The following is a 21,741-nucleotide window of genomic DNA, read 5'->3' as shown; positions in this document are numbered from 1 at the left end:
GCGTGGGATCGGCAAGGGCGGCCGGCGCTGACACGGTCTATCGCAACGGCGTCGTGATCACGGTGGACGACGTCCATCCCCGCGCCCAGGCCGTGGCGGTGAAAGATGGCCGGATCGTCGGGGTCGGCTCGGACGCGGCCGTGACGCGCCGGTGGGGCCACGGCGCGCGGATCGTCGATCTCCAGGGCAAGGTGATGGTTCCGGGCTTCGTGGACGGGCACAGCCACATCGGCGATCTGGTCGGCTTCTGGCGCCTGCCCGACCTGTCGCCGCCACCGGTCGGGACCACTCGCGCCATCGCCGACATCCAGCGCGTCCTGCGCGAAAGGATTGCGACGGCCCATCCCGCGCCGGGCGAAATGGTGTTCGGCGTCGGATATGACGACTCGCTGCTGGCCGAACGGCGCCACCCCTCCCGGGCCGAACTGGACGCGGTGTCGGCTGTCCAGCCGATCTGCGTGGCCCACGTCTCCGGGCATCTGGCGCGCTGCAACACGCCAGCCCTCGCCCGGCTGGGCCTGACCCGCGACACGCCGGATCCCAAGGGTGGGCGCCTCGGCCGCGACGCGAACGGCGAGTTGAACGGCGCGCTGGAGGAACAAGCCGTGTTCCTGGCGCTGGCCGCCGCGCCGCGGATGGACGCCGAGGACGCCCGCCGGGCCTTCGGCGAAATCCAGACCTATTACGCGAGCCTGGGCTACACGACCGCCCAGGACGGCCAGACCTCCAGTCCCGTGACCCTGGGCCTGCTGCTCGACGCCCAGCGCGACGGGACGCTCGAGATCGACGTCGCCTCGTATCCGAAGTGGACGATCATCGACGACCTCGTGGCCAAGCAGGGCATCCGGATCGGCGGCCCCTATGAGCGCCACCTCAAGTTCGCGGGCGTGAAGATCAGCGCCGACGGCTCGCCGCAGGGCAAGACCGCCTATCTCACCCAGCCCTATGTCCATCCGCCGGCCGGCGAGAAACCGGACTACCGTGGCTTCCCGACCGTGCCGGCCGACGAGCTGTCGCGGCTCTACGCGACCTTCATGGGCCGAGGCTGGCAGGTGCAGACCCACTGCAACGGCGACGCATGCATCGACATGCTGCTGGCCGCCGTGCGCCACGCCTACGCCGTCAATCCGCAGGCCCGCGCCACGCGGCCCGTGGTGGTGCATTCCCAGGTGACGCGGCCCGACCAGGTGAAGGCCTATGCCGAACTCGGGATCTTCCCGACCTTCTTCGCCGAACACACCTACTACTGGGGCGACTGGCACCGCACGGAGACCCTGGGGCCGGACAGGGCCGCCTATATCAGCCCGACGGCCGATGCGCTGAAGGCCGGCGTGAGGTTCAGCCTGCACACCGACGCGCCAGTCGTGCCGCCCGATCCGATGCATGCGATGTGGAGCGCCGTGAACCGCGTGACGCGCAGCGGCTACGCCCTGGGACCGGGCCAGCGCATCTCGCCGATGGACGCCCTGCGCGCCGTCACCATCTGGCCGGCCTGGCAGCACTTCGACGAGGCGAGCCGCGGGTCGATCACGCCGGGCAAGCTGGCCGACCTCGTGGTGCTGGACGCCGACCCGCTGACCGTGGAGCCGATGGCGATCCGCGACATCAAGGTGCTGGCGACGATCAAGGAAGGCCGCGAGATCTACCGGCGCGGTGAGACCCCCGTGGCGCGCGTCCCGTTCGCCGGGACGCCATAGGGATTTCAGCGCAGGCGCAGCGTCATGGGCAGGCCGCCCTGGGGACGCATGGAGACGCGCACCAGCAGGCGCAGGCGGTGGCCAGGATCAGGCTCCAGGGTGACGCCGCGGACCAGCGTGGCCAGCACCGCGACGGCCTCGATCATGGCGAAGGTCTGGCCGATGCACACGCGCGGGCCACCGCCGAACGGGAGGTAGGCGAATCGATGCCGCCCGGCGCTCTCCGCAGGCCCGAAGCGGTCGGGATCGAAGGCGTCGGGATCGCGCCACAGCCGGCGGTGGCGGTGGATGGCGTAGACCGGGATGAAGACGAACGTCCCCTTCTTCACCTCCAGGCCGCCGACCTCGACGTCCTCGGCGCAGATGCGGCTCATCAGCGGCAGCGAGGGATAGAGGCGCATGGCTTCCTGAACGACCTGCCGGGTGAAGGCGAGGCGCTCCACATGCTCCTGGGTGATCGTGGCGTCGCCGGCGACGGCGGCCACCTCGGCCCGCACCCGGGCCGCCGCCTCGGGATCCAGGCCCAGGAGATAGAGCGACCAGGTGAGCGCCAGCGCCGTGGTCTCGTGGCCCGCGCCGATGAAGGTGAGCAGGTTGTCGCGCAGCAGGGCGTCATCCATGCGCCGGCCGGTCTCGGAATCCTCGGCCCGGAGCAGGAGGTCGACGAGGTCGCCCCGCTCGGCCTCCTGCCGCCGGCGGGCCACCATCCGGTCGACCATGGCCTTCAGCCAGACCATCGCGCGATAGCCGCGCGGCGCCATGGCCACCCGCGTCCACAGCGGCAGCCGGAAGAGGTCGGCGGGCGTCACCTTGCCCAGGGTCTCCAGGTAGTCGGTGATGCGCTGGGCCGCGGCGGGCACGTCGATCCCCTCGCCGCCCGACAGCATGGTGTCGAGGATCACCTGGAAGGTGATGGCGGTCATCTCCGAGGCGATGTCGAGGCGCGCGCCCTGGCCCATGTCGCGCCAGCGGGCGAGCGCCGCTTCGGCCGCGGAGACCATCGCCGGCGTCATGGCCGCGACGTTGTCGGGCCGGAACCCGGGGGCGGCGGCGCGGCGCTGCCACTTCCAGTGCTCGCCCTGGGCGGTCAGCAGGCCCTCGCCGAGCGCCGGCTTGGTGACCCGATCGAACATCCAGTCCTTGGGAAAGGCCGACATCCTGTCGAGCAGGATGTCCTTCAGCATCGCCGGATCGGCGGCGTAGAGGAACATCTGCCGCTCGTCGCCGCGCAGATAGTACGGCTCCTCGTAGACCGCCCGCGGCCAGGCCTCGATCGGATTGTCGAGCAGCTTCCAGACCGCGTGGAAGTAGGGCAGCGGCTCGTCCGGCGGAATCACGGACGGCGGTTTCAGCAGAGCTTTGGGCAGATCGACGCGCGCCACCTATGTAAACTAGGCGGGAAGCGCCCCGCCCGCCATGCCCCTGACGCAGGCAATCGCCAGTTCAGGGGTATGAAAGGGCATTGAGTCTCGGTTCTGAAAGATGGACCTGCTACTCAACGGCAAAAGGTCAGGGAGGAAATTCCAGGTCGAGATGGCCGCGCAAGTCGCCATACGAGGTCAACGGAGCCTGCTGCGGCAGATCCGCGAGGCGCTCGCCGGCGGCGGGCCCGCCCAGCAGCGCCTGGACATGGTGGTGCGCATCATCGCGCTCTCCATGGTCGCGGAGGTGTGCTCGATCTACCTGCGGCGCGCCACCGGCGAGATGGAGCTGTTCGCCACGGAAGGCCTCGACGTCAGCGCGGTTCACGTCACGCGGATGAAGCCGGGCGAAGGCCTGGTGGGCGAGGTCATCCGTCACGGCCGACCGCTGAACCTGGCCGACGCCCCCGAGCACCCCGCCTTCTCGTACCGCCCGGAGACCGGCGAAGACCCGTATCACGCCTTCCTGGGCGTGCCGCTGCTGCGCGGCGGCCGGGTGATCGGCGTGCTGACCGTCCAGAACCGCACCGAGCGGGTCTATTCGGAGGACGAGGTCGAAGACCTGCAGATCGTCGCCATGGTCCTCGCCGAGATGGTGGCCTCGGGCGAGCTGATCACCGTCGAGGAACTGGAAGGCGTCGAGATCGCCCCCCGGCGGCCGGAACGGATCAAGGGCTCGAAGTTCGCCGAGGGGCTCGCATTCGGCGTGGCCGTGCTGCACGAGCCGCCCGTGGCCTCGTCACAGCTGCTGTCCGATGACGTGGCGGCCGAGGAGGCGCGCCTGGCGACGGCTCTGGAGGCGCTGAAGAAGCAGATCGACGACATGCTGGAAGGCCAGCACGGCCTGGTCGACGCGAGCTACGACGTGCTCGAGAGCTACCGGATGTTCGCCCACTCCTCGAGCTGGAACCGCAGTCTCGAGGACGCCGTTAAGAACGGCCTGACCGCCGAGGCCGCCGTCGAGCGCGTTCGGTCCGAGCATCGCGCCCGCCTGGGCCAGGCGCGCGATCCCTACATGCGCGAGCGGCTCCACGACCTGGAGGACCTGAACGACCGGCTGCTGCGCCACCTGGCGGGCGACGGCGCGGTGGCCCGCGACCTGCCCGAGGACGCCATCCTGATCGCGCGGAACCTCGGCCCCGCCGACCTGCTGGAGTACGACCGCACCAAGCTGCGCGGGCTGCTGCTGGAAGAGGGCTCGCCGGCCAGCCACGCCGCGATCGTGGCCCGCGCGCTCGACATCCCCTGCGTCGGCCGTCTGAGCGACCTTCGCGACAAGGTCTCTGAAGGCGACCCGGTGATCGTCGACGCCGAGACCGCCGAGGCCTACCTGCGCCCCCGCAACGACGTCGTGAAAGCCATCCAGGCGCGCATGGACGTGCGCCGCCAACGGCAGGCCGAGTTCGCCAAGCTGCGCGACACCCCGGCCTTCACCCGCGACGGGGTGAAGGTTTCCCTGCTGATGAACGCCGGCCTGGACGTCGACCTGGAGAGCCTTGAGGACACCGGCGCCGAGGGCATCGGCCTGTTCCGCACCGAGTTCCAGTTCATGGTCTCGGAGGCGATCCCGCGGTTCAACGCCCAGACGGCGCTCTATTCCCGGGTGATGGACGCGGCGGGCGACCGGCCCGTGACCTTCCGCACGCTGGATCTCGGCGGCGACAAGGTGCTGCCCTACATGGAGGCCGAGCGCGAGGAGAACCCCGCCCTGGGCTGGCGGGCGATCCGCATGGGGCTGGACCGCCCGGCCCTGCTGCGCCTGCAGTTGCGCGCCCTCATCGCCGCAGCGCGCGGCCGGCCGCTGCGGATCATGTTCCCGCTGGTGGCGAGCGTCGACGAGTTCCGCACGGCGCGGGGCCTCGTGGAGACCGAGATCGCCTGGGCCCAGCGGCGCGGCCGGCCCGCGCCGTCGCGGCTGGACGTCGGCGCCATGGTCGAGGCGCCCTCGGTGATCTGGCACCTCGACGCGCTGCTGCCGATGACCGACTTCGTCAGCGTCGGGACCAACGACCTGATGCAGTACCTGTTCGCCGCCGACCGCGGGAACCCGCGCGTGGCCGATCGCTACGACTCGCTGTCGCCGCCGGCGCTCAGGGCCCTGGAGGCGATCCAGCGGGCCTGCGCCGAAACCGGCACCCAGGTCAGCGTCTGCGGCGAGATGGCCGGCCGCCCGCTGGAGGCCTTCGCCCTCGTGGCGCTGGGCTTCGAGCGCCTGTCGATGCCGCCCGCCGGCATCGGACCGGTGAAGCAGATGGTGCTGTCGTGCGACCGCGAGGCCGCCCGGCGCGGCGTCCAGGCGCTGCTCAAGTCGGGCGCCGGTTCGGTGCGCAACGAGATCGAGACCCTGGCGCGCAAAGTCTACCTCGCCGTGTGACCCCGACGCAGTTTAAGGGTGCCCCCGGACCGCAAGGAGCGCGGTGAGCCCCGGTGCTACGCAGACGTCGATTCCAGAAACCGAGCGACCCCAGGGGACGCGCGCGCGTCCTCGACCTGTCGGGGCCGGAAGGCGATTCTGTCGACCCGCCCGCCGACCAGCCCCCCGAGACGCCGCCAGAGCCCATCGATCCCCTGATGGCCCATGAAACGCTGGGCGAGGCGCTGAAAGCGATCCGCGAAGCCAAGGGCCTGACGCTAGAGTCCCTCGCCGCCGGCACCCGCGTGCGCCGCGCCTACCTGCAGGCGATCGAGCTGACCGAGCTGACGGCCCTGCCCTCCCGGCCCTTCACCCTTGGCTACATCCGCGCCTACGCCGCGGCGCTGGGGCTCGATCCGGACGCGGCGGTGGAACGCTTCAAGACCGAGGAACCGGTGCTCGACGAGCCGCTGCACGCGCCTCTCGGCGTGCCGGAGGAACGCGACCCCCGGGTCGCGGCGTTCCTGATCGGCGCGCTCGTCATCATCGTGGCGATCGTGATGTGGAACGTGGCCCAGCGGGCGATGATGGCCAACGCCCCGCCGCCGCCGCTGGCGCCCGAGGGCTTCGCGGAAAAGGCGCTGCGCGACTATAAGCCCAAACCGGCCGACCTGGGCGCGCCCCTGCCCGCGCCGGTCGAGTCCACCACGCCGCCGCCATACGAGACGCCCGGCCTGGCCGAGGCGCTGGGCCTCGAGAACGACACCACCGGCCAACGCAAGACCGGGCCGACCCGCGACGGCGCCGATGTCGACCTCGCCTCTCTGCCAAAGACCTTCCAGGCGCTGGGCAAGGTCTACGACGCGGGCGGCGGCGTGCAGCCGCTGTCGTCGGTCACGATCCAGGCGCTGAAGCCGGCCTCGCTGATCCTGCGCGGCGCCGACGGCTCGGTCTATTTCGCCCGCCAGCTTTCGAAGGGCGACGCCGTGCGCATCCCGCAGATGAGCGGGCTGACCATCGATGTCTCGAACGCCAAGGATCTCCAGGTGTTCGTCTCCGGCCAGTCTCGCGGACTGCTGCCGGCGAACCAGGTGCTGGCCTCCAAGCTGGCGGTCGCGCCGCAGACGCCCTGACGCCATCGACACCGCGCTTGGGAAAGACCGCGGAAGCGCCTATTTTCGGGCCGCCATGACCATCGAAGCCCACACCCGCGTGCGCCCCTGGCGCGCGATCGACCGCCGGCCGAGCCGCAAGATCCGCGTGGGCTCGGTCGAGGTTGGGGGCGACGCCCCGATCACCGTCCAGTCGATGACCAACACCGTCACGGCGGATGCGAAGGCGACCATCGACCAGATCCGGCGGCTGGAGGAGGCCGGGGCCGACATCGTGCGGGTCTCGTGCCCCGACGAGGAGTCCACCGCCGCCTTCAAGGCGATCGCGAAAGCCGCGACCGTGCCGCTGGTGGCCGATATCCACTTCCACTACCGCCGCGGGATCGAGGCGGCGGAGGCGGGCGCGGCCTGCCTGCGCATCAACCCGGGCAACATCGGCGCCGCCGCGCGGGTGAAGGAGGTCATCCAGGCCGCGCGCGACCACGGCTGCTCGATGCGGATCGGGGTCAACGCCGGCTCGCTGGAACGCGACCTGCTGGAGCAGTACGGCGAACCCTGCCCCGAGGCGATGGTCGAGAGCGCGCTGCGCCACGCCCGAATCCTCCAGGACCACGACTTCCACGAGTTCAAGATCAGCGTGAAGGCGTCCGATCCGTTCATGACGGTGGCCGCCTACCAGCAGCTGGCCGAGGTCATCGACTGCCCGCTGCACCTGGGCGTGACCGAGGCCGGCGCGACGCGCACCGGCACGGTGAAGAGCTCGATCGGCATCGGCTCGCTCCTCTGGGCCGGGATCGGCGACACCATCCGGGTGAGCCTGGCGGCCGACCCGGTGGAAGAGGTCAAGGTCGGGTTCGATATCCTGAAGAGCCTGGGCCTGCGCCACCGCGGCGTGAACATCATCGCCTGCCCCTCGTGCGCGCGGCAGGGCTTCAACGTCATCGATACGGTGGCCGAGCTGGAAGAGCGGCTGGCCCACATCTCCACGCCCATGAGCCTGTCGATCATCGGCTGCGTGGTGAACGGCCCGGGCGAAGCCCTGATGACCGACGTGGGCTTCACCGGCGGCGGCAAGGGCGCGGGCATGGTCTATCTGGCCGGCAAGCCCGACCACAAACAGGACAACGCCGGCATGGTCGACCACATCGTCGAGCTGGTGGAGGCCAAGGCCGCCGAGCTGGAGGCGGCCCGCAAGGCGACCCTCCAGGCGGCCGAGTAGATCGTTTTCACGAAGTTGACGCCCGCGTCACTCTTGCGCCTGCAACGCAACCGCGTTTAGGTGGCCCTCCTTTTCTTGGGAGGGACGAAATGTCCGCTGACGGCAACTGGAAGATCACCATCAACACGCCGATGGGCGCTCGCACCATGGACGTGAACATCGCCACCAGCGGCGACAGCTTCACCGGCAAGGTCGATTCCGAAATGGGCTCGCAGGAAGTCACGGGCAAGGTCGACGGCGACACCCTGACCTGGAGCACCGACATCACCAACCCGATGCCGATGAAGCTCGAGTTCACCGCCAAGGTCGAAGGCGACAAGATGAACGGCAACGTGAAGCTGGGCATGTTCGGCAACGCCTCGCTGACCGGCGAGCGCGCCTGATCTGATCTTTGCGCGAACGCGCAGGCGCGGCCCCCTCCGGCGACGGAGGGGGCCGCTGTCGTTTCGGATGGGGCTTACCGCGCCCTCGGCGGGACCACGTCGGCGAATACGGGGAAGGTCTTCCACGCGGGCTCGACCGGCGCCCGGTCGGCGGCGGGCAGGTCGCCCGAGGCCTTCGCCGCGGCCAGATCGGGGATGTAGCGCGGGCAGTTGGGGAAGATATCGACCGGCGTCACCTTCACCAGCAATTGGGCGCCGGGGATCGCGGCCATCGCCGGATCGTCGGAAACCACCTCCGCGCGGCCGTTCACGCGCAGCCGGCGCGGGCTCTCGCCCATCAGGATGAAAAGCAGGCCGACGTTGGGGTTGGCCCGGATGTTCCCGAGGCTCTTGAACATCCCGTTGCCGTCATAGTCGGGGAAGACCAGCAGGTCGGGCACCACGACCTGGGCGAAGCCCGGCGGCCCGCCCTTGAACGAGCAGTCGGGTCGCCCCTCGGCGTCGGCGGTCGCCAGGAAGAAGAAGCCCTGCGCTTCGATGAAGGCCTTGTCGTCGTCGGTGAACCGGTCGCGCTTCAAGGTCTGCTCGAGGCGATCGGCCAGGGCGCGGCTCCCGAAGGCGTCCTGCAACTCGCGGCTCCCCGCGTGGAACATCGGCATCGCGGCTCCTCCCCTGCGGCCGGGAACAGCCTGCACCAGGAAGCGCCTTCCGGATACGGGGAAGGGCTCCCTGCGCGACGCCGTGGGCCGGGCTACTCCGGCGAGACCTCGGCCTTCGACCGCTCGGCGGTCGCGCCCGCGTCCTGGGCCGCGGCGCCGGTGGCCTGACTCACGCTGTCGGCGGCGTCGCCGGCCGCGTCGGCCACGCCCGAGGCCGCGGTCGAGGCGCTGTCGGCCATGCTGGCCGCCGCATTGCCGATCGCCTCCGTGCGCATCGTGTCGTTGCGGCTCGACTGCAGGAGGAAGAAGGCCACGATCGCGACCAGCGCCAACGCCGCGAAGGCGATGATGACCGCCGTGGCGCCGCTGGAGCCGCGGCGTTCGATGACGGTGGTGCGGTTCGGCTCCTCCGGCCGTTCGATCACGCGTTCAGTCGCCATGATGATGGTCTCCCAGATTGCGATTGGGGAGCTAAACACCTGACGACAGGAGCTGTTCCGTTGTCGGCCGCCTCCGGCTCGGCTAGAGACGCGCCCTCATGCGACTTCCCCAGGCCAGGCTCGACCAGGTGCTCGACCGCTTCCGCGAGATCGAGGCGCGGATGTCGGCCGCCAGCGACGGCGCCGAGATCGTCCGGCTGTCGAAGGAGCACGCCGAGCTCAAGCCCGTGGCCGATGCGGTGCAGGCGCTGGAAAAGGCCCGCGCCGAGCAGCCGGAACTGGAGGAGATGGCCGCGTCCGGCGACGCCGACATGGCCGCCCTCGCCCGCGACGAGCTGGAGGCGCTGAAGGCGAAACTCCCCGAGCTCGAGCACGGCGTCGCCCTGCTCCTGGCGCCGAAGGACAAGGACGAGAACGCCTCGGCCATCCTCGAGGTGCGCGCCGGCACCGGCGGCGACGAAGCCGCGCTGTTCGCGGGCGACCTGTTCCGCATGTACCAGCGCTACGCCCAGCAGCACGGGTGGCGGGTGGAGGTCGACTCGATCTCCGAGGGCGACGCCGGCGGCTACAAGGAAATCGCCGCCTCGATCACCGGCGACGGCGTGTTCGGCCGCCTGAAGTTCGAAAGCGGCGTGCACCGCGTCCAGCGGGTGCCGGAAACCGAGGCCCAGGGCCGCATCCACACCTCCGCGGCGACGGTCGCGGTTCTTCCCGAGGTCGAGGACGTGGACATCGAGGTTCGCGACCAGGACATCCGCATCGACACCTACCGCTCCTCGGGCGCGGGCGGCCAGCACGTCAACAAGACCGACTCGGCCGTGCGGATCACCCACCTGCCCACCGGCATCGTGGTGACCAGCTCGGAAAAGTCGCAGCACCAGAACCGCGCGCGCGCCATGAAGGTGCTGAAGGCCCGCCTCTACGAGCAGCAGCGCGAGGCGCTGGACGCCGCCCGGGCCGAGAGCCGCAAGAGCCAGGTGGGATCGGGCGACCGCTCGGAGCGCATCCGCACCTACAATTTCCCGCAGGGCCGGGTCACCGACCACCGCATCAACCTGACCCTCTACAACCTGCCCAAGGTGATGGAGGGCGAGGCCCTGGACGACGTGATCAACCCCCTGATCGCCGAGGATCAGGCCGCACGGCTTGCGGCGCTGGAAGACGAACTGGGCGGTTGAGGCCCTTGAGCCGCTCTGCCCTTTGCGCCTAAAGCCGCCCCATGAGCGGACACGTCGCAGCGATCTTCCGGCATCCGGTGAAGGGATTCACGCCCGAGCCGCTCGATCACGTCGACCTCGCGCCAGGCGACGGCTTCCCGCACGACCGGCTCTGGGCGGTGGAGAACGGCCCGTCGGGCTACGACCCCGCCGCGCCGGCCTGGGTGAGCAAGCAGAAGTTCACGGTGCTGGCCGCCATCCCGAAGGTGGCCGCCGCGCGCACTCGCTATGACGAGGCCTCGGGCGTGCTGACCGCGCAGGCGCCCGGCGCCGGCGGCTTCGCAGGACGCCTCGCCGAGACCGAGGGCCGCGAGGCCTTCGCCGCCTGGCTGGGTTCGCTGCTGGACGCCGACGACATCCGCGGCCCGCTTAAGGTGGTGGAGGCGACGGGCAAGTTCCGCTTCACCGATCATCCGGCCGGCCAGGTCTCGATCATCAACATGGCGAGCGTCCGCGACCTGTCGCAGAAGCTGGGCGTGGAGCTGGATCCCCTGCGATTCCGCGCCAACCTCTATGTCGAAGGCTGGCCGGCCTGGGCCGAGAACGACTGGGAAGGCCGCGACCTGATGCTGGGCTGGGCGCGGGCCAAGGTGTTCAAGCCGATCGTCCGCTGCGCGGCCACCGAGGTGGACCCGACCACCGCCGAGCGCGACATCGAGGTGGTGAAGGCCCTGTTCGACAACTACGGCCACATGCACTGCGGGATCTACGTCCACGTCAGCTCGCCGGGCCGCGTGGGCCTGGGCGACGCGGTAACCGCGCCGCAGCAGACCGCCCGGCCCGAGGCGGCGGCATGAGCCTGAATCTCGTCCAGGCCTGGAAGGGCGCGCGGGCGCGACTGGAGGCGGCGGGCCTGGCCGGGCCGGTGATCGACGCGCGCCTGCTGGTGGAGGCCGCCGCCGACGCCACGCGCACCGACATCGTCACCGATCCCTACCGGCCGCTGAGCCCGGAACAGGAAGCGACGCTGAACGACTTCCTGGCCCGCCGCGAGCGGCGCGAGCCGGTGAGCCACATCCTGGGCCGCAAGGGCTTCTGGAAGATCATGCTGCGGGTCACGCCCGATGTGCTGACGCCCCGGCCCGACACCGAGACGGTGGTGGAGTACGCCCTGCGCGACTTCCCGGAGCACGCGCCCTGGCGGATCCTTGATCTTGGCGTGGGCTCGGGCGCGATCCTGCTGGCCCTGCTGGCCGAGCGCCCGGCGGCGCGCGGGCTGGGCGTGGACGTCTCGGAAGAGGCCCTGGCCGTGGCCCGCGACAACGCCGCGTCCCTGGGGCTGGCGGGCCGCTGCGCCCTCCTGCGTGGCGACTGGACCGCCGGATTGGACGGCGACGCCTTCGACCTGGTGGTGGCAAATCCGCCCTACATCGCCAGCCACGTCATCGAGACCCTGGAGCCCGAGGTGCGCGACTACGAACCGCGGCTGGCGCTGGAAGGCGGGACCGACGGACTCGACCACTACCGCGTCCTGGCGCCGGAGATCCTGCGGGTCCTGAAGCCCGGCGGCCGGTTCGCCGTGGAGATCGGCTACGATCAGAAGACCGCCGTCGAAGCCCTGTTCCGCGACGCCGGCGCCGTGCTCGTGACGACGGTCCGCGATCTCGCCGACCGCGACCGTGTAGTGACCGGCGAGAAAAAGCCCTTGGAAACGAGCGGCTGAATCGCTACATCAGGAAGCGTCTCCACCCAATTCGCCGGTGTCGCAGGTAGAAGCGTTCCCACGCAGGACGCGCGCCGGCCCCGGCAGGCGCGGGTCTCCTCTACCGAAGGCGACACTCGCTGACGAGCTTCCGGGCGGAAGACGGGGAACACTTACGTCTTCACACGAACGCGCGGGCAAGGCCCGACACCGCTGAAGGCAAGGCCGCCGAAAAAGGCGCTCAGGGAAGAACCAGACGGTTTCTTGAATTATGAGAGATTTCAAGGGTATGAAGCGCCAGCGCGGGCGTAATCGGGGCGGCGGCGGCGGCGGCGGCAAGCCGCAGCAGAACGCCAACCGCGCGTTCGACTCCAACGGCCCGGACGGCGTGAAGGTGCGCGGCAACGCGCAGCACGTGTTCGAGAAATATCAGCAACTCGCGCGCGATGCGTCATCCGCCGGCGACCGGGTGCTGGGCGAGAACTACCTCCAGCACGCCGAACACTATTTCCGGCTGCTGCGCGCGCTGCAGCCCAACCGGCCGGCGAGCGAGATCATCGGCCGCGACCAGTTCGCCTCGGGCTTCGATATCGATTTCGAGGACGAAAGCCTGCAGGCCCAGGCCGAAGCCGCCGACGAAGCCGCCCAGGAAGCCGCCGAAGCGCGCGCCGCCGCCGGCGGGGGCGCCGAGGATGGGGGCGATCCGAATCGCAACCGTGACCGGGACGACCGCCAACGCGACGATCGTCCGCGCGATGATCGCCAGCGCGACGACCGTCCGCGCGACGATCGCCAGCGCGGCGAGTGGCAGGGCCGCGAGGGCGAGGGCCGCCGCGACCGCTGGCGCGACCGCCGCAACCGCGACGACCGGCCCCGTGGCGAAGGCGACGACAAGCGCGAGCGTTTCGACCGTCAGGACCGCGGCGAGCCGCGCGATCCTCTGGCCGTCGTGCAGCCGCAGGGCGACGGCGATCGCGAGGAGCGCCGCGAGGAACGGACCAGCGGACCGATGCTGCGCGACGCCGAGGGCGGCGAAAGCCACGCTCCGGCCTTCCTGCAAGCCGCCCCGCGAGCCCCGGCCGAAGTGGCCGAAGAGAAGCCCGCGCGTCCGCGCCGTCGGCGCGCCCCGCGCACTTTCGAAGGCGGCGAGGCCGAGGCTGCTCCCGCCGAGAGCGAAGACTGATCAGGCCCGTCTAGGGCTCGGACCGCGCCAGCAGCGCCGCCAGCTCGTCCTTCCACAGGGCGGCCCAGGTGTGCGTGCCATGGCCGTGGGTGTCGGGTCCTGCCGGAATCAGGACCAAGCGTCCCTGCGCGAGCCGCGCGGCCGCGGGTTCGGCGATACCTAGCTCGGGCGGATTGATGAAGTCGTCGGCCGAGTTCACCCAGGTGACCGGCGCCGTGATCTTCTCCAGGCCCTTCGACGGGTCATAGGTGCGCGAGGCGTCCAGCGCATAGATCAGGTCGTTGGCGTCCAGCGCCGCCATCCGGCGCGGCAGTTCGCGCGCCAGCCAGTCGTCGACCGCCTCATGGGCCGGCATGGCCAGCTGCATCGGCAGGGGCGCGGCGCCGACCAGGATCAGCAGGCTTTCCGCCGTGCGCAGGCCTTGCGCCGGCTGGACGTCGTAGTCGCCGCCCCTCCAGGCCGGATCAACCTTGATCGCTTCGATCGCCATCTCGCGCCAGAGCCGGTTGCGCCCGGCGATCTCGACCGGGAGACAGGCCAGCGGCATCAGCGCCTGAACCTCGTCGGGCCAGGCCTCGCCCCACATGAAGGCATGCATGCAGCCCATCGACGTGCCCATCAGCAGCCGCAGCTTGCGCACCCCCAGGCCCTCGGTGACCAGAGCGTGCTGGGCCCGCGTCATGTCGGCGTAGTCGTAGCGGGGAAATCGCGCGTGCAGCCCGTCGGAAGGCTTGGAAGAGCCTCCGTGGCCGATGTTGTCCGGAAGGATGATGTAGTGCGTGGCGGGGTCGAGCAGGCCGCCCGGCGCGAACAGCACGTCGGCGAACTGCGGGCTCAGGAACTGGCGGCCCGTGCCGCCGGTGCCGTGCAGGACCATCACCGCATTATCGATCTCTCCGCGCGCGTCGCGATGCGGGGCGCCCAGCGTGTAGTAGTGGATCTTCAGTTCGGGTAGCCGTTCGCCGGTCGCGAACCGGAAGTCGCGGATCACGAAATCATGGGCGGCCGGTTCCGGCGCGGCGAGTGCGCCCGTCGCCCCGCCCAGCACGCAGATGGCGGCAAGGGCCGCCTGCCAGACGCGCCGCATCATCCTTTCCTCGAGGCCTTCGCCAGGACCGCCGAAACGAGGCCCTTGACCCCCGAGGCCTTCAGCTTGCGCCGCGCGCGGCCGATCAGGTCCCCCGCCTTGGCGCGCGACCGCTCCATCGATGCGGCCATGTTCTGCGGCTTGTAGGTGTAGAGATCCTGGCCCAGCTGGACGTGCGCCAGCGTGCCCGTCAGGTCGTGGTAGCAGACGCAGCCCTTGGCGAAGAAATGGCAGACCAGCGCCTTGCGGGTGAGCTGGACGTCGCGGACCTTGCTGCCGCCGTGCAGCAGATTGGCGTGCCACAGCAGCACGTCGCCCTTCCTGGGCAGGAAGTAGGCCGGCTTCAGCCCGTGCTCGGCGATCTGCGCCTGGATCGCAGGCTCGTAGACGCTGTTGTAGGCCTCGTAGTTCTGGGCAGCCGGGATGCCCAGGTCCTCGGACATCAGATAGGGCAGGCGGTGGCTGCCGGGGTAGTAGACCAGCGGCCCGGAGTCGGCGTGGACGTCCTCGAAGGCGATCCAGTTGGCGGCCAGATATCCCTGCGGCCAGGTGCTCATGTGGATCGAGTCGGAATGCTCGAGCTGCTGGCTGCTCTTGTGGCCGATGATCGTCTGGAAGGGCCTGGCCTCCGCGCCCATCAGGACGCTGACGATGTGGCTCATCTTCGGGTCGAACAGCATCTCGTCGACCGCGCGCACCGCGAAGTGGGCGTTTGCGGTGCGGCCCGGACGGGTGTCGCCCTCGTGGATCGGCTCGTGCGGCGGGGCGACCTCGCCGGCGGCGATGGCGGCTTCGTAGGCGACCCACACCGCATCGAGCCGCGCGTGGTCGTAGAAGCCCTCCAGGATCACATAGCCGTCCCGGGCCCACTTGCGGCAGAGCTCGGCCTCCTCGCCGGTGATCTCGCCGTGGGCCAGGCGCGTCTCGATCTGGGCCTCGGCGTCGATCCGGTCGAGCCAGGGCGACGGCTCTGTCTCAGCGGGGAAGGCGCCGCGCCGGTAGATTTCGACGGCGTCGAGGTCCACCTCCCGGGACGGGCGGACCGGCTGCTCCCAGAAGCGAGGGCGGACAGGGGCGTTCATTCGGCGATCCCAAGCGCGCCGACTCCAGCGTCGGCCGGCGCGATCCTAGGGAACCGGGGCTAGAACTGGTAGCCCACGCCCAGCCGGAAATTGCGGCCCGGCAGGGGCGCCACGTCCTTGAGGAACGAGGCGTGCTCGCGCGCCTCCACATTGGTCAGGTTGCTGGCCTCGAGGAACACCTTCAAATCCTGGTCGGCGAGCGGGCGCACGACCAGCGACGCGTTGACCAGGGTATAGGCGTCGGTAGGTAGCTCGACGGCGGCGACGCGACCCTGCTTGGCCACGTGACGCACCTCCAACCCGCCGGTGAACGGCCCATCCACATAGGTCGCCTTGCCACTCACCGACCACGGCGGGATGCGCGGCGCCGGGCCCAGGCTGGTCGTGCCACGCACGTAGTCGCTGCCCGCCTCGAAGCTGAGGCTGCGGTCGCCGTCGCGCCAGGCCTCCCAGGACGTCTCGATCTCGTAGCCGTAGAAGCGGGCGCCGCCCTCGATGAACTGGAAGATCGGCAGGCCGGAATTGGCGTCGACGGCGCCGGTGGCGAACTGATCGATGTAGTTCTCGTAGCGCACGTAGTAGCCGTGCAGATCGATCGACCAGCCACCCTTGGCGTAGTGGAGGCTGGCGTCCGCGGAGTTCGATATCTCCTTGCTCAGCGCCGCATCGCCCACCTCGTAGAGGCCCGTCGCGGGGTGAGGCCCGTCGGACGACAGCTCCTCCTCGGTGGGCGCGCGGCTGGTCCGCGACAGCGCCAGGCCAAGGAACAGGCCGTCGGCGGGCCGCGCGAACACGCCCAGCGATGCGGAGAGGTTGGTGAAGTCGCGGTCGGCGCGGATGTTCTTGACCGAACGGGTGTCGACCCGCGCGCCGCCCTCGACCCCCCAGCCGCCCTTGTCCAGGCGCTGGAGCGTGAAGACGCCGAGCTCATTGATCTTGGTCGCCGGGATCAGGGCTTCGTCGCCGATGGCGTCGAAGTTGCGGTGCAGACCCTGGAAGCCCAAGGCGCCCTGCCAACCGCCGCGGTTGGGCTGCACCAGTTCGATGCGGCCCTCCTCGCCCTTGGAGAGGAAGGTCGTGCCCGGCGTCCCGCCCTCGAACTCGGTGTGCTTGTAGTTGGCCCATCCGCCGGCGAACTTGATCTTGTCGAAGGGGCCGAGGTTGATGTCGGCGCCGCCCCGCGTGTCGACCCGGGTCTGATGCAGCCGGATGAAGACGTCTTCCTCGGCGGGGCTGCCGTACTCCGTGTTGGTGTGCTTCACCGCCAGGCCGCCCCAGGCGCCGTCCCCAACCCAGGACGCGCCTGCGCCGAAGGCGTCGAGATCGACGTAGCTGTTGGGGACCTTTGTCCCATGGTTCGAGGGGGTCGGCAGGCCCAGGGACTGGGCCAGGCGGTCGGAGATCGGGTCGACCGGGACCTTGTAGTCGTCGGCCCGCCGGTGGGTGCCGTCGACGGTCAGGGAGACGCCGTTGCCGAGCCCGACGCGCAGGGCGCCCGATCCCTGTCGGCCGTTGTCGACGGTAGAATATTCGAGCAGGCCGCGGCCGTGCACGCCGTCCTGGTAGTCGGAGGGGATGCGCTGGTCGATGACGTTGACCACCCCGCCGATCGCCGAACCCCCATAGGCCAGGGCCGAGGGGCCGCGCAGCACCTCGATGCGCTCGGCCTCCTGCGGATCGGTGGCCACCTGGTGATCGGGCGAGAGGCCGGAGGCGTCGATCAGGCCGACGCCGTTGTTCAGCACCAGGACGCGCGGGCCCGACAGGCCGCGGATCACCGGCCGGCTGGCGCCCGGGCCGAAGAACGACGAACGCACGCCCGGCAGGCTCGCCAGCACGTCGCCGAGCCCGGCCGTGGGCGCGAGGTCCAGGTCCTCGCGCTTGACGACGTTGACGCTGGTGGTGGTCGACTGGATCGAGACGACGTAGGGCGCGCCGGTGACCACCACCTCGTGCAGGTCCTTGGTGGGGCCGGCGTCATCGGCTCGGGCGGCGGTGGAGACAAGCGCGAGAACGCCGGCGGCGGCGAAGAGCGAAACGCGGGACATTTGGACCTTCGGGAGGGAGGACTTGCGAACCGGGCGCAGTGTTATGAAATAACATAACGAGTCGTCAAGCAGCGTTGCCGCTGGGCGCCGATCCGGGTTAGCTGAGAGCCATGGCAAGCACCTGCCAGCATCACGATCATGACGAACATGCCGGTCTTTCAGGCGCCGCGCTCGGCCGGGCGCTGGAGGAAGCCGAAAGCCGGTGTGCGAAAACGCATGAGCGCCTGACGCCGCCGCGCCGACGCGTGCTGGAACTGCTGCTGGGCGCCGAGGGGCCGCTCAAGGCCTACGACCTGATCGCGGCCTTCGGCGAAAGCGGCGAACCGGCCAAGCCGCCGACCGTCTATCGCGCCCTGGAATTCCTCGAACGCCTGGGGTTCGCCCACCGGATCGAGAGCCTGAACGCCTACGTCCCCTGCCGCATCGAGGGCGGGCATGCGGCGGCCTTCCTGATCTGCGACTGCTGCGGGGCCGCCGCCGAGTTCGAACCCGACTTCGGCCCGCAGATCGAGGCCGCGAGGGCCGCCGGCTATGACGTACGTTCAGTCACCCTGGAAGCGCGCGGACTGTGCGCCGCGTGCCGCGAGCACTAAATCCCACGCCTCACCAGAAGACGTCGCGGACCACCTGGATGATGCGGCCGGTGTAGCGGTCGACCAGCAGGGCGTCGTCGCCCGCCCGCACCCAGTCGAACCCCGGCGGCGGCGGCGGCAGATCGTAGGCCCACGGATCGATCAGCCACCAGTCGGGCCCGTACCAGCCGCGCGGGAGGTAATCGCCGTAGCTCCAGATGCGGACGTAATAGCCCGGCGGTGGCCTCCAGCGGTGTTGGTAGCGGTGGGGGCTGAAATAGACCGTGGGATAGTGTCCGCGCGACCAGTACGACCCGCCGCCGCGATAGTCCCGGTCGTAGTGGTCCCGATCGCGGTGGTCCCGATCTCGGTGGTCCCCGTCGCGGCGGTCCCCGTCGCGGTGGTCGCGATCACGATCACGATCACGGCCATCACGACCGTCGTGGCGGTAGCGGTAGCGGTCGTCGGGGCCCCGGTAGCTGTCGCCGTGGTCGCCGCCTCTGCGGTCGCCGCCCGAGTGGTCGCGATCACGGCCGCCATCGTGGCCCCGGTCGCCGCGAGCCTCCGGCACGACGACGTTGCGGCCCCGATAGCCGCTGGGGGCTCCGCGCGGTTCGGCCGCCGGGGGGGCCTGCGGGGCGGACGTCGCGGCCGGGGCCTCGGCGGCGCGGGGCGCACGCGGCGGCGGCCGGCCGCTGCTTCCGTCGCGCTGCGGACGGTCCCCGCTCCAATCCCCCCGCTGACCGGGCGCGGCGTCGGCGGCGGTCGCGCCCGCGAGCACGGCGAAGGCCAGAGCTGTCACTGCAATCTTCATCATCCGTCGTCCTGGCCGCCTGGACGGCCTTCGGGTCCCTGTGCGCGCCAGGAAACGGGACTGCGCCTGAACCCCGCTTGAACGGCCGCAAGCTTCGGGCCACTCAGGCGTCGACCGACCCGGAGCGACACGCATGGCCGCCACCCCCCACGACGTGCTGACCTTCTGGCGCCATGCCGGCCCAAGAAGATGGTACGCCCACGACAGCCGCTTCGACGAAGCCATCCGTCTGAAGTTCGAGCCCGTGCACCATAGGGCCGCCCGCGGCGAGTACGACGCCTGGGCCGGGACCGCCGAGGGCGCGCTGGCGCTGCTGATCCTGCTCGACCAGTTCCCGCGCAACCTCTACCGCAACTCCGGCCACGCCTTCGCCACCGATCCCAAGGCGCGCGCGATCGCCCGCGACGCCGTGGCGCGCGGGTTCATCGACGAGGTGGAGCCCCAGATGCGGCAGTTCTTCATCCTGCCGTTCGAGCACTCAGAAGACATGGCCGACCAGGATCAGGGCCTGGCGCTGGCCCAGGCGCTCGGCGACGCCGAGGTGCTGAAGTGGATGGAGATCCACCGCGACATCGTCGCCCGTTTCGGGCGTTTCCCGCACCGCAACGCGGCGCTCGGGCGCACCACCACGGCCGAGGAACAGGCGTTCCTCGACGATGGCGGTTTCTCAGGCTGATACCGAGCGGGCCGCCCTATTCGCTCTTCGGCGCCTCGGCGGACTTGTCGGCGCCGTCCCCGGCCACCTTCACCGGACGCATCTCGCAGTGCTTCTTCGGCAGGTTGGAGCCCGACACGTCGACCTTGTAGCAGACCTTCTCCATGGCCGGCTTCTTCGCGACCTTCGAGTCGCCCTGAGCCGTTTCCGGCGCCGCGAACATGGCGACCGCCGCCAAAGCTGAAATGAACATGTGAATCCCACTTAACAACTACTTTACATTCCCATAGCCGCGTGTTTCGCCGCGATGCAAGCGCTAGGCGAACCGAATCGGTCTGCGAATTCTGTGGATCGACGTCTCGCCGAAACCGAAATCACCCTCCGCCTGATTCCTAAGCGTCACGAATCAGCGCGAAGCTGCCTGTTCGAGTGATCGAGGGCCTCGATGAACGCGCACGTCGCCATCGCCGACCGCTACCAAGCCGCCGCCGAGCACCCGGAACGGCAGTATCTCGACCTTCTGGCCGACATCCTGGAGAACGGCGCCGGGCGCGGCGACCGCACCGGCGTTGGCACCCTGGGCGTATTCGGTCGTCAGATGCGGTTCGACCTCTCGCAGGGCTTCCCGCTGCTCACCACCAAGAAGCTGCACCGGAAGTCGATCATCCTGGAGCTGCTCTGGTTCCTGCGCGGCGACACGAACGTGAGGTGGCTGCAAGAGCGCGGCGTGAGCATCTGGGACGAGTGGGCCGACGCCGAGGGCGAACTGGGCCCGGTCTACGGCAAGCAGTGGCGATCCTGGACCGCGCCCGACGGCCGGGTGATCGATCAGATCGCCGCCGTCCTGAAGAGCCTGAAGACCAATCCCGAGAGCCGCCGGCACATCGTCTCGGCCTGGAACCCGGCCGATGTCGACGACATGGCCCTGCCGCCGTGCCACTGCCTGTTCCAGTTCTTCGTCGCTGACGGAAGGCTCTCCTGCCAGCTCTATCAGCGCTCGGCCGACGTGTTCCTGGGCGTGCCGTTCAACATCGCCAGCTACGCGCTGCTGACGATGATGGTCGCGAAGGTCACCGGCTACGAGCCCGGCGAGTTCGTCCATACCCTGGGGGACGCGCACCTCTACCTGAACCATCTGGACCAGGCGCGCCTGCAGCTCTCGCGGACGCCGCGCCCCTTCCCCGCCATGCGGATCGCGGACAAGGACGACCTGTTCGCCTTCGACTACGGCGACTTCAAGCTGGAGGGCTACGACCCCCATCCCGCCATCGCGGCGCCCATCGCGGTGTGACGGCCATGCCCGAGCGTCCCCTTACCTTCTCCGAAGCCACCGACTCCGCCGAGCGCGTCTCCGACATCTACGCCCGCAACTTCAACATCGCCCGCGACGACGACTGGTATCTGCTGAAGCTGCAGGAGGAACTGGGCGAGCTGGCCCAGGCCCACCTGCGCCTGTCCCGGCGGGGCCGCGGCGAAGCGACCGAGCACGACCGCGCCGACGAGGCGGCCGACCTGCTCTGCATGCTGCTGCTCTACGCCCGGCGCTTCGACATCGACCTCGACGCCGCCGTGCGCCGGAAATGGCTGACCTGGCTGGAGCCGGTGGCCTAATAGGACGGCATGCCCAACGTCATCCTTGCCGCCGGTCCAATCGCCCGCGCCCGCAACGGCGTGATCGGCCGTGACGGAACCCTGCCCTGGCGGTTGAAGACCGATCTCGCGATCTTCCGCGCCATCACCATGGGCAAGCCGGTGGTCATGGGCCGCAAGACCTGGGACAGCCTGCCCAGGAAGCCGCTGGTCGGCCGCACCAACATCGTGCTCTCGCGCGACGGCTCGTTCGCCCCCAAGGGCGCGCTGGTCTGCGAGGACTTCTCCGAGGCGGTGGCCATCGCCCGCGAGCAGGCCGAGGACGACGGCGCGAGCGAGGTCTGCGTGATCGGCGGGGCCTCGCTGTTCGCCCTGGCCCTGCCCAAGGCGCGCCGCGTCTATCTCACCGACGTCGAGGCCGAGGTCCCCGGCGACGTCTTCCTGGACGCCTTCGACGAGGCCGCCTGGACCGAGGTCCGCGCCAAACGGCACGAAGCCTCCGACGACGACGAATACGCCTTCGTCACCCGCGTGCTGGAGCGACGCTGACGCGGCGTCAGCGGTAGC

At 70.1% G+C, this 21,741-nt stretch carries 22 protein-coding genes; 14 read left to right on the top strand and 8 right to left on the bottom strand.

Annotated elements, in window-relative coordinates:
• Positions 1-2 precede the first annotated feature (2 nt).
• Positions 3-1,697 carry an amidohydrolase family protein gene (locus GC203_RS16110; protein ID WP_293456565.1) on the top strand — a complete coding sequence of 565 codons (1,695 nt, stop codon included), beginning with the start codon at positions 3-5 and terminating at the stop codon, positions 1,695-1,697.
• A 5-nt stretch (positions 1,698-1,702) separates the two neighbouring features.
• Here the strand turns inward: GC203_RS16110 and GC203_RS16105 are convergent, their stop codons facing one another.
• A complete protein-coding gene (locus GC203_RS16105) occupies positions 1,703-3,079 on the bottom strand; it encodes a cytochrome P450 (RefSeq protein WP_293456563.1) in 1,377 nt (458 codons plus the stop codon).
• 151 nt (positions 3,080-3,230) lie between these two features.
• On the opposite strand from GC203_RS16105, the gene ptsP reads away from it, so the two are divergent.
• From ptsP to GC203_RS16085, 4 genes are all read left to right on the top strand, one after another.
• On the top strand, positions 3,231-5,492 hold the full coding sequence (gene ptsP / locus GC203_RS16100) for a phosphoenolpyruvate--protein phosphotransferase (protein WP_293456560.1): 2,262 nt from the start codon (positions 3,231-3,233) through the stop codon (positions 5,490-5,492).
• A gap of 197 nt (positions 5,493-5,689) precedes the next feature.
• Positions 5,690-6,604 carry a helix-turn-helix domain-containing protein gene (locus GC203_RS16095; RefSeq protein ID WP_293456558.1) on the top strand — a complete coding sequence of 305 codons (915 nt, stop codon included), beginning with the start codon at positions 5,690-5,692 and terminating at the stop codon, positions 6,602-6,604.
• Between the two features lie 55 nt (positions 6,605-6,659).
• The gene (ispG, locus tag GC203_RS16090) at positions 6,660-7,802 is read left to right on the top strand and encodes a flavodoxin-dependent (E)-4-hydroxy-3-methylbut-2-enyl-diphosphate synthase (RefSeq protein WP_293456556.1); all 1,143 of its coding nucleotides are present in this window, start codon (positions 6,660-6,662) and stop codon (positions 7,800-7,802) included.
• Between the two features lie 89 nt (positions 7,803-7,891).
• Positions 7,892-8,185, top strand: a complete 294-nt coding sequence (locus GC203_RS16085) for a hypothetical protein (protein WP_293456554.1) — start codon at positions 7,892-7,894, stop codon at positions 8,183-8,185.
• A 74-nt stretch (positions 8,186-8,259) separates the two neighbouring features.
• Here GC203_RS16085 and GC203_RS16080 read toward each other — a convergent pair whose 3' ends face one another.
• Positions 8,260-8,844, bottom strand: coding sequence for a pyridoxamine 5'-phosphate oxidase family protein (locus GC203_RS16080; protein ID WP_293456551.1), 585 nt, complete (start codon positions 8,842-8,844; stop codon positions 8,260-8,262).
• Between the two features lie 92 nt (positions 8,845-8,936).
• Positions 8,937-9,284 carry a hypothetical protein gene (locus tag GC203_RS16075; RefSeq protein ID WP_293456548.1) on the bottom strand — a complete coding sequence of 116 codons (348 nt, stop codon included), beginning with the start codon at positions 9,282-9,284 and terminating at the stop codon, positions 8,937-8,939.
• 98 nt (positions 9,285-9,382) lie between these two features.
• Here GC203_RS16075 and prfA point away from each other — a divergent pair, with 98 nt between their 5' ends.
• The 4 genes from prfA to GC203_RS16055 all read left to right on the top strand — a co-directional run bounded on the left by prfA (position 9,383) and on the right by GC203_RS16055 (position 13,326).
• Positions 9,383-10,462, top strand: coding sequence for a peptide chain release factor 1 (prfA, locus tag GC203_RS16070; RefSeq protein ID WP_293456544.1), 1,080 nt, complete (start codon positions 9,383-9,385; stop codon positions 10,460-10,462).
• A gap of 41 nt (positions 10,463-10,503) precedes the next feature.
• Positions 10,504-11,298 (top strand): MOSC N-terminal beta barrel domain-containing protein, encoded by a 795-nt coding sequence (locus GC203_RS16065; protein WP_293456542.1) that lies wholly within the window; start codon positions 10,504-10,506, stop codon positions 11,296-11,298.
• The gene (prmC, locus tag GC203_RS16060) at positions 11,295-12,164 is read left to right on the top strand and encodes a peptide chain release factor N(5)-glutamine methyltransferase (RefSeq protein ID WP_293456541.1); all 870 of its coding nucleotides are present in this window, start codon (positions 11,295-11,297) and stop codon (positions 12,162-12,164) included. The genes GC203_RS16065 and prmC overlap by 4 nt, the downstream gene beginning before the upstream one ends.
• A 250-nt stretch (positions 12,165-12,414) precedes the next feature.
• A complete protein-coding gene (locus GC203_RS16055) occupies positions 12,415-13,326 on the top strand; it encodes a DUF4167 domain-containing protein (protein ID WP_293456538.1) in 912 nt (303 codons plus the stop codon).
• Positions 13,327-13,336: 10 nt separating this feature from the next.
• Here the strand turns inward: GC203_RS16055 and GC203_RS16050 are convergent, their stop codons facing one another.
• Genes GC203_RS16050 through GC203_RS16040 form a run of 3 tightly spaced genes read right to left on the bottom strand, consistent with a single transcriptional unit; the run spans position 13,337 to position 17,543 of the window.
• A complete protein-coding gene (locus tag GC203_RS16050) occupies positions 13,337-14,413 on the bottom strand; it encodes an alpha/beta fold hydrolase (protein WP_293456535.1) in 1,077 nt (358 codons plus the stop codon).
• Positions 14,413-15,495, bottom strand: coding sequence for a phytanoyl-CoA dioxygenase family protein (locus GC203_RS16045; RefSeq protein ID WP_293456533.1), 1,083 nt, complete (start codon positions 15,493-15,495; stop codon positions 14,413-14,415). Before GC203_RS16045 ends, GC203_RS16050 begins: the two co-directional genes overlap by 1 nt.
• Positions 15,496-15,554: 59 nt before the next feature.
• Positions 15,555-17,543, bottom strand: a complete 1,989-nt coding sequence (locus GC203_RS16040; RefSeq protein ID WP_293456531.1) for a TonB-dependent receptor — start codon at positions 17,541-17,543, stop codon at positions 15,555-15,557.
• Positions 17,544-17,653: 110 nt separating this feature from the next.
• Here GC203_RS16040 and GC203_RS16035 point away from each other — a divergent pair, with 110 nt between their 5' ends.
• Positions 17,654-18,136 carry a Fur family transcriptional regulator gene (locus GC203_RS16035; protein ID WP_293456529.1) on the top strand — a complete coding sequence of 161 codons (483 nt, stop codon included), beginning with the start codon at positions 17,654-17,656 and terminating at the stop codon, positions 18,134-18,136.
• Positions 18,137-18,146: 10 nt separating this feature from the next.
• Here GC203_RS16035 and GC203_RS16030 read toward each other — a convergent pair whose 3' ends face one another.
• A complete protein-coding gene (locus GC203_RS16030) occupies positions 18,147-18,929 on the bottom strand; it encodes an RcnB family protein (RefSeq protein WP_293456526.1) in 783 nt (260 codons plus the stop codon).
• 133 nt (positions 18,930-19,062) lie between these two features.
• On the opposite strand from GC203_RS16030, the gene GC203_RS16025 reads away from it, so the two are divergent.
• On the top strand, positions 19,063-19,605 hold the full coding sequence (locus GC203_RS16025; RefSeq protein ID WP_293456523.1) for a DUF924 family protein: 543 nt from the start codon (positions 19,063-19,065) through the stop codon (positions 19,603-19,605).
• Between the two features lie 16 nt (positions 19,606-19,621).
• Here GC203_RS16025 and GC203_RS16020 read toward each other — a convergent pair whose 3' ends face one another.
• Positions 19,622-19,837, bottom strand: coding sequence for a hypothetical protein (locus GC203_RS16020; RefSeq protein WP_293456521.1), 216 nt, complete (start codon positions 19,835-19,837; stop codon positions 19,622-19,624).
• A gap of 192 nt (positions 19,838-20,029) precedes the next feature.
• On the opposite strand from GC203_RS16020, the gene GC203_RS16015 reads away from it, so the two are divergent.
• From GC203_RS16015 to GC203_RS16005, 3 genes are read left to right on the top strand one after another with little or no spacing between them, the layout of a single operon-like run.
• Positions 20,030-20,875: a thymidylate synthase gene (locus GC203_RS16015; protein WP_293456518.1), complete on the top strand. Its 846-nt coding sequence runs from the start codon at positions 20,030-20,032 to the stop codon at positions 20,873-20,875.
• Positions 20,876-20,880: 5 nt separating this feature from the next.
• A complete protein-coding gene (locus GC203_RS16010; RefSeq protein ID WP_293456516.1) occupies positions 20,881-21,195 on the top strand; it encodes a phosphoribosyl-ATP pyrophosphohydrolase in 315 nt (104 codons plus the stop codon).
• A 9-nt stretch (positions 21,196-21,204) separates the two neighbouring features.
• Positions 21,205-21,723: a dihydrofolate reductase gene (locus tag GC203_RS16005; protein WP_293456514.1), complete on the top strand. Its 519-nt coding sequence runs from the start codon at positions 21,205-21,207 to the stop codon at positions 21,721-21,723.
• Positions 21,724-21,741 lie beyond the last annotated feature (18 nt).

The organism is Phenylobacterium sp. (assembly GCF_016124325.1).
In the GTDB taxonomy this organism is placed as follows: domain Bacteria; phylum Pseudomonadota; class Alphaproteobacteria; order Caulobacterales; family Caulobacteraceae; genus Phenylobacterium.
This window is presented reverse-complemented; position numbering and strand designations above follow the sequence as displayed.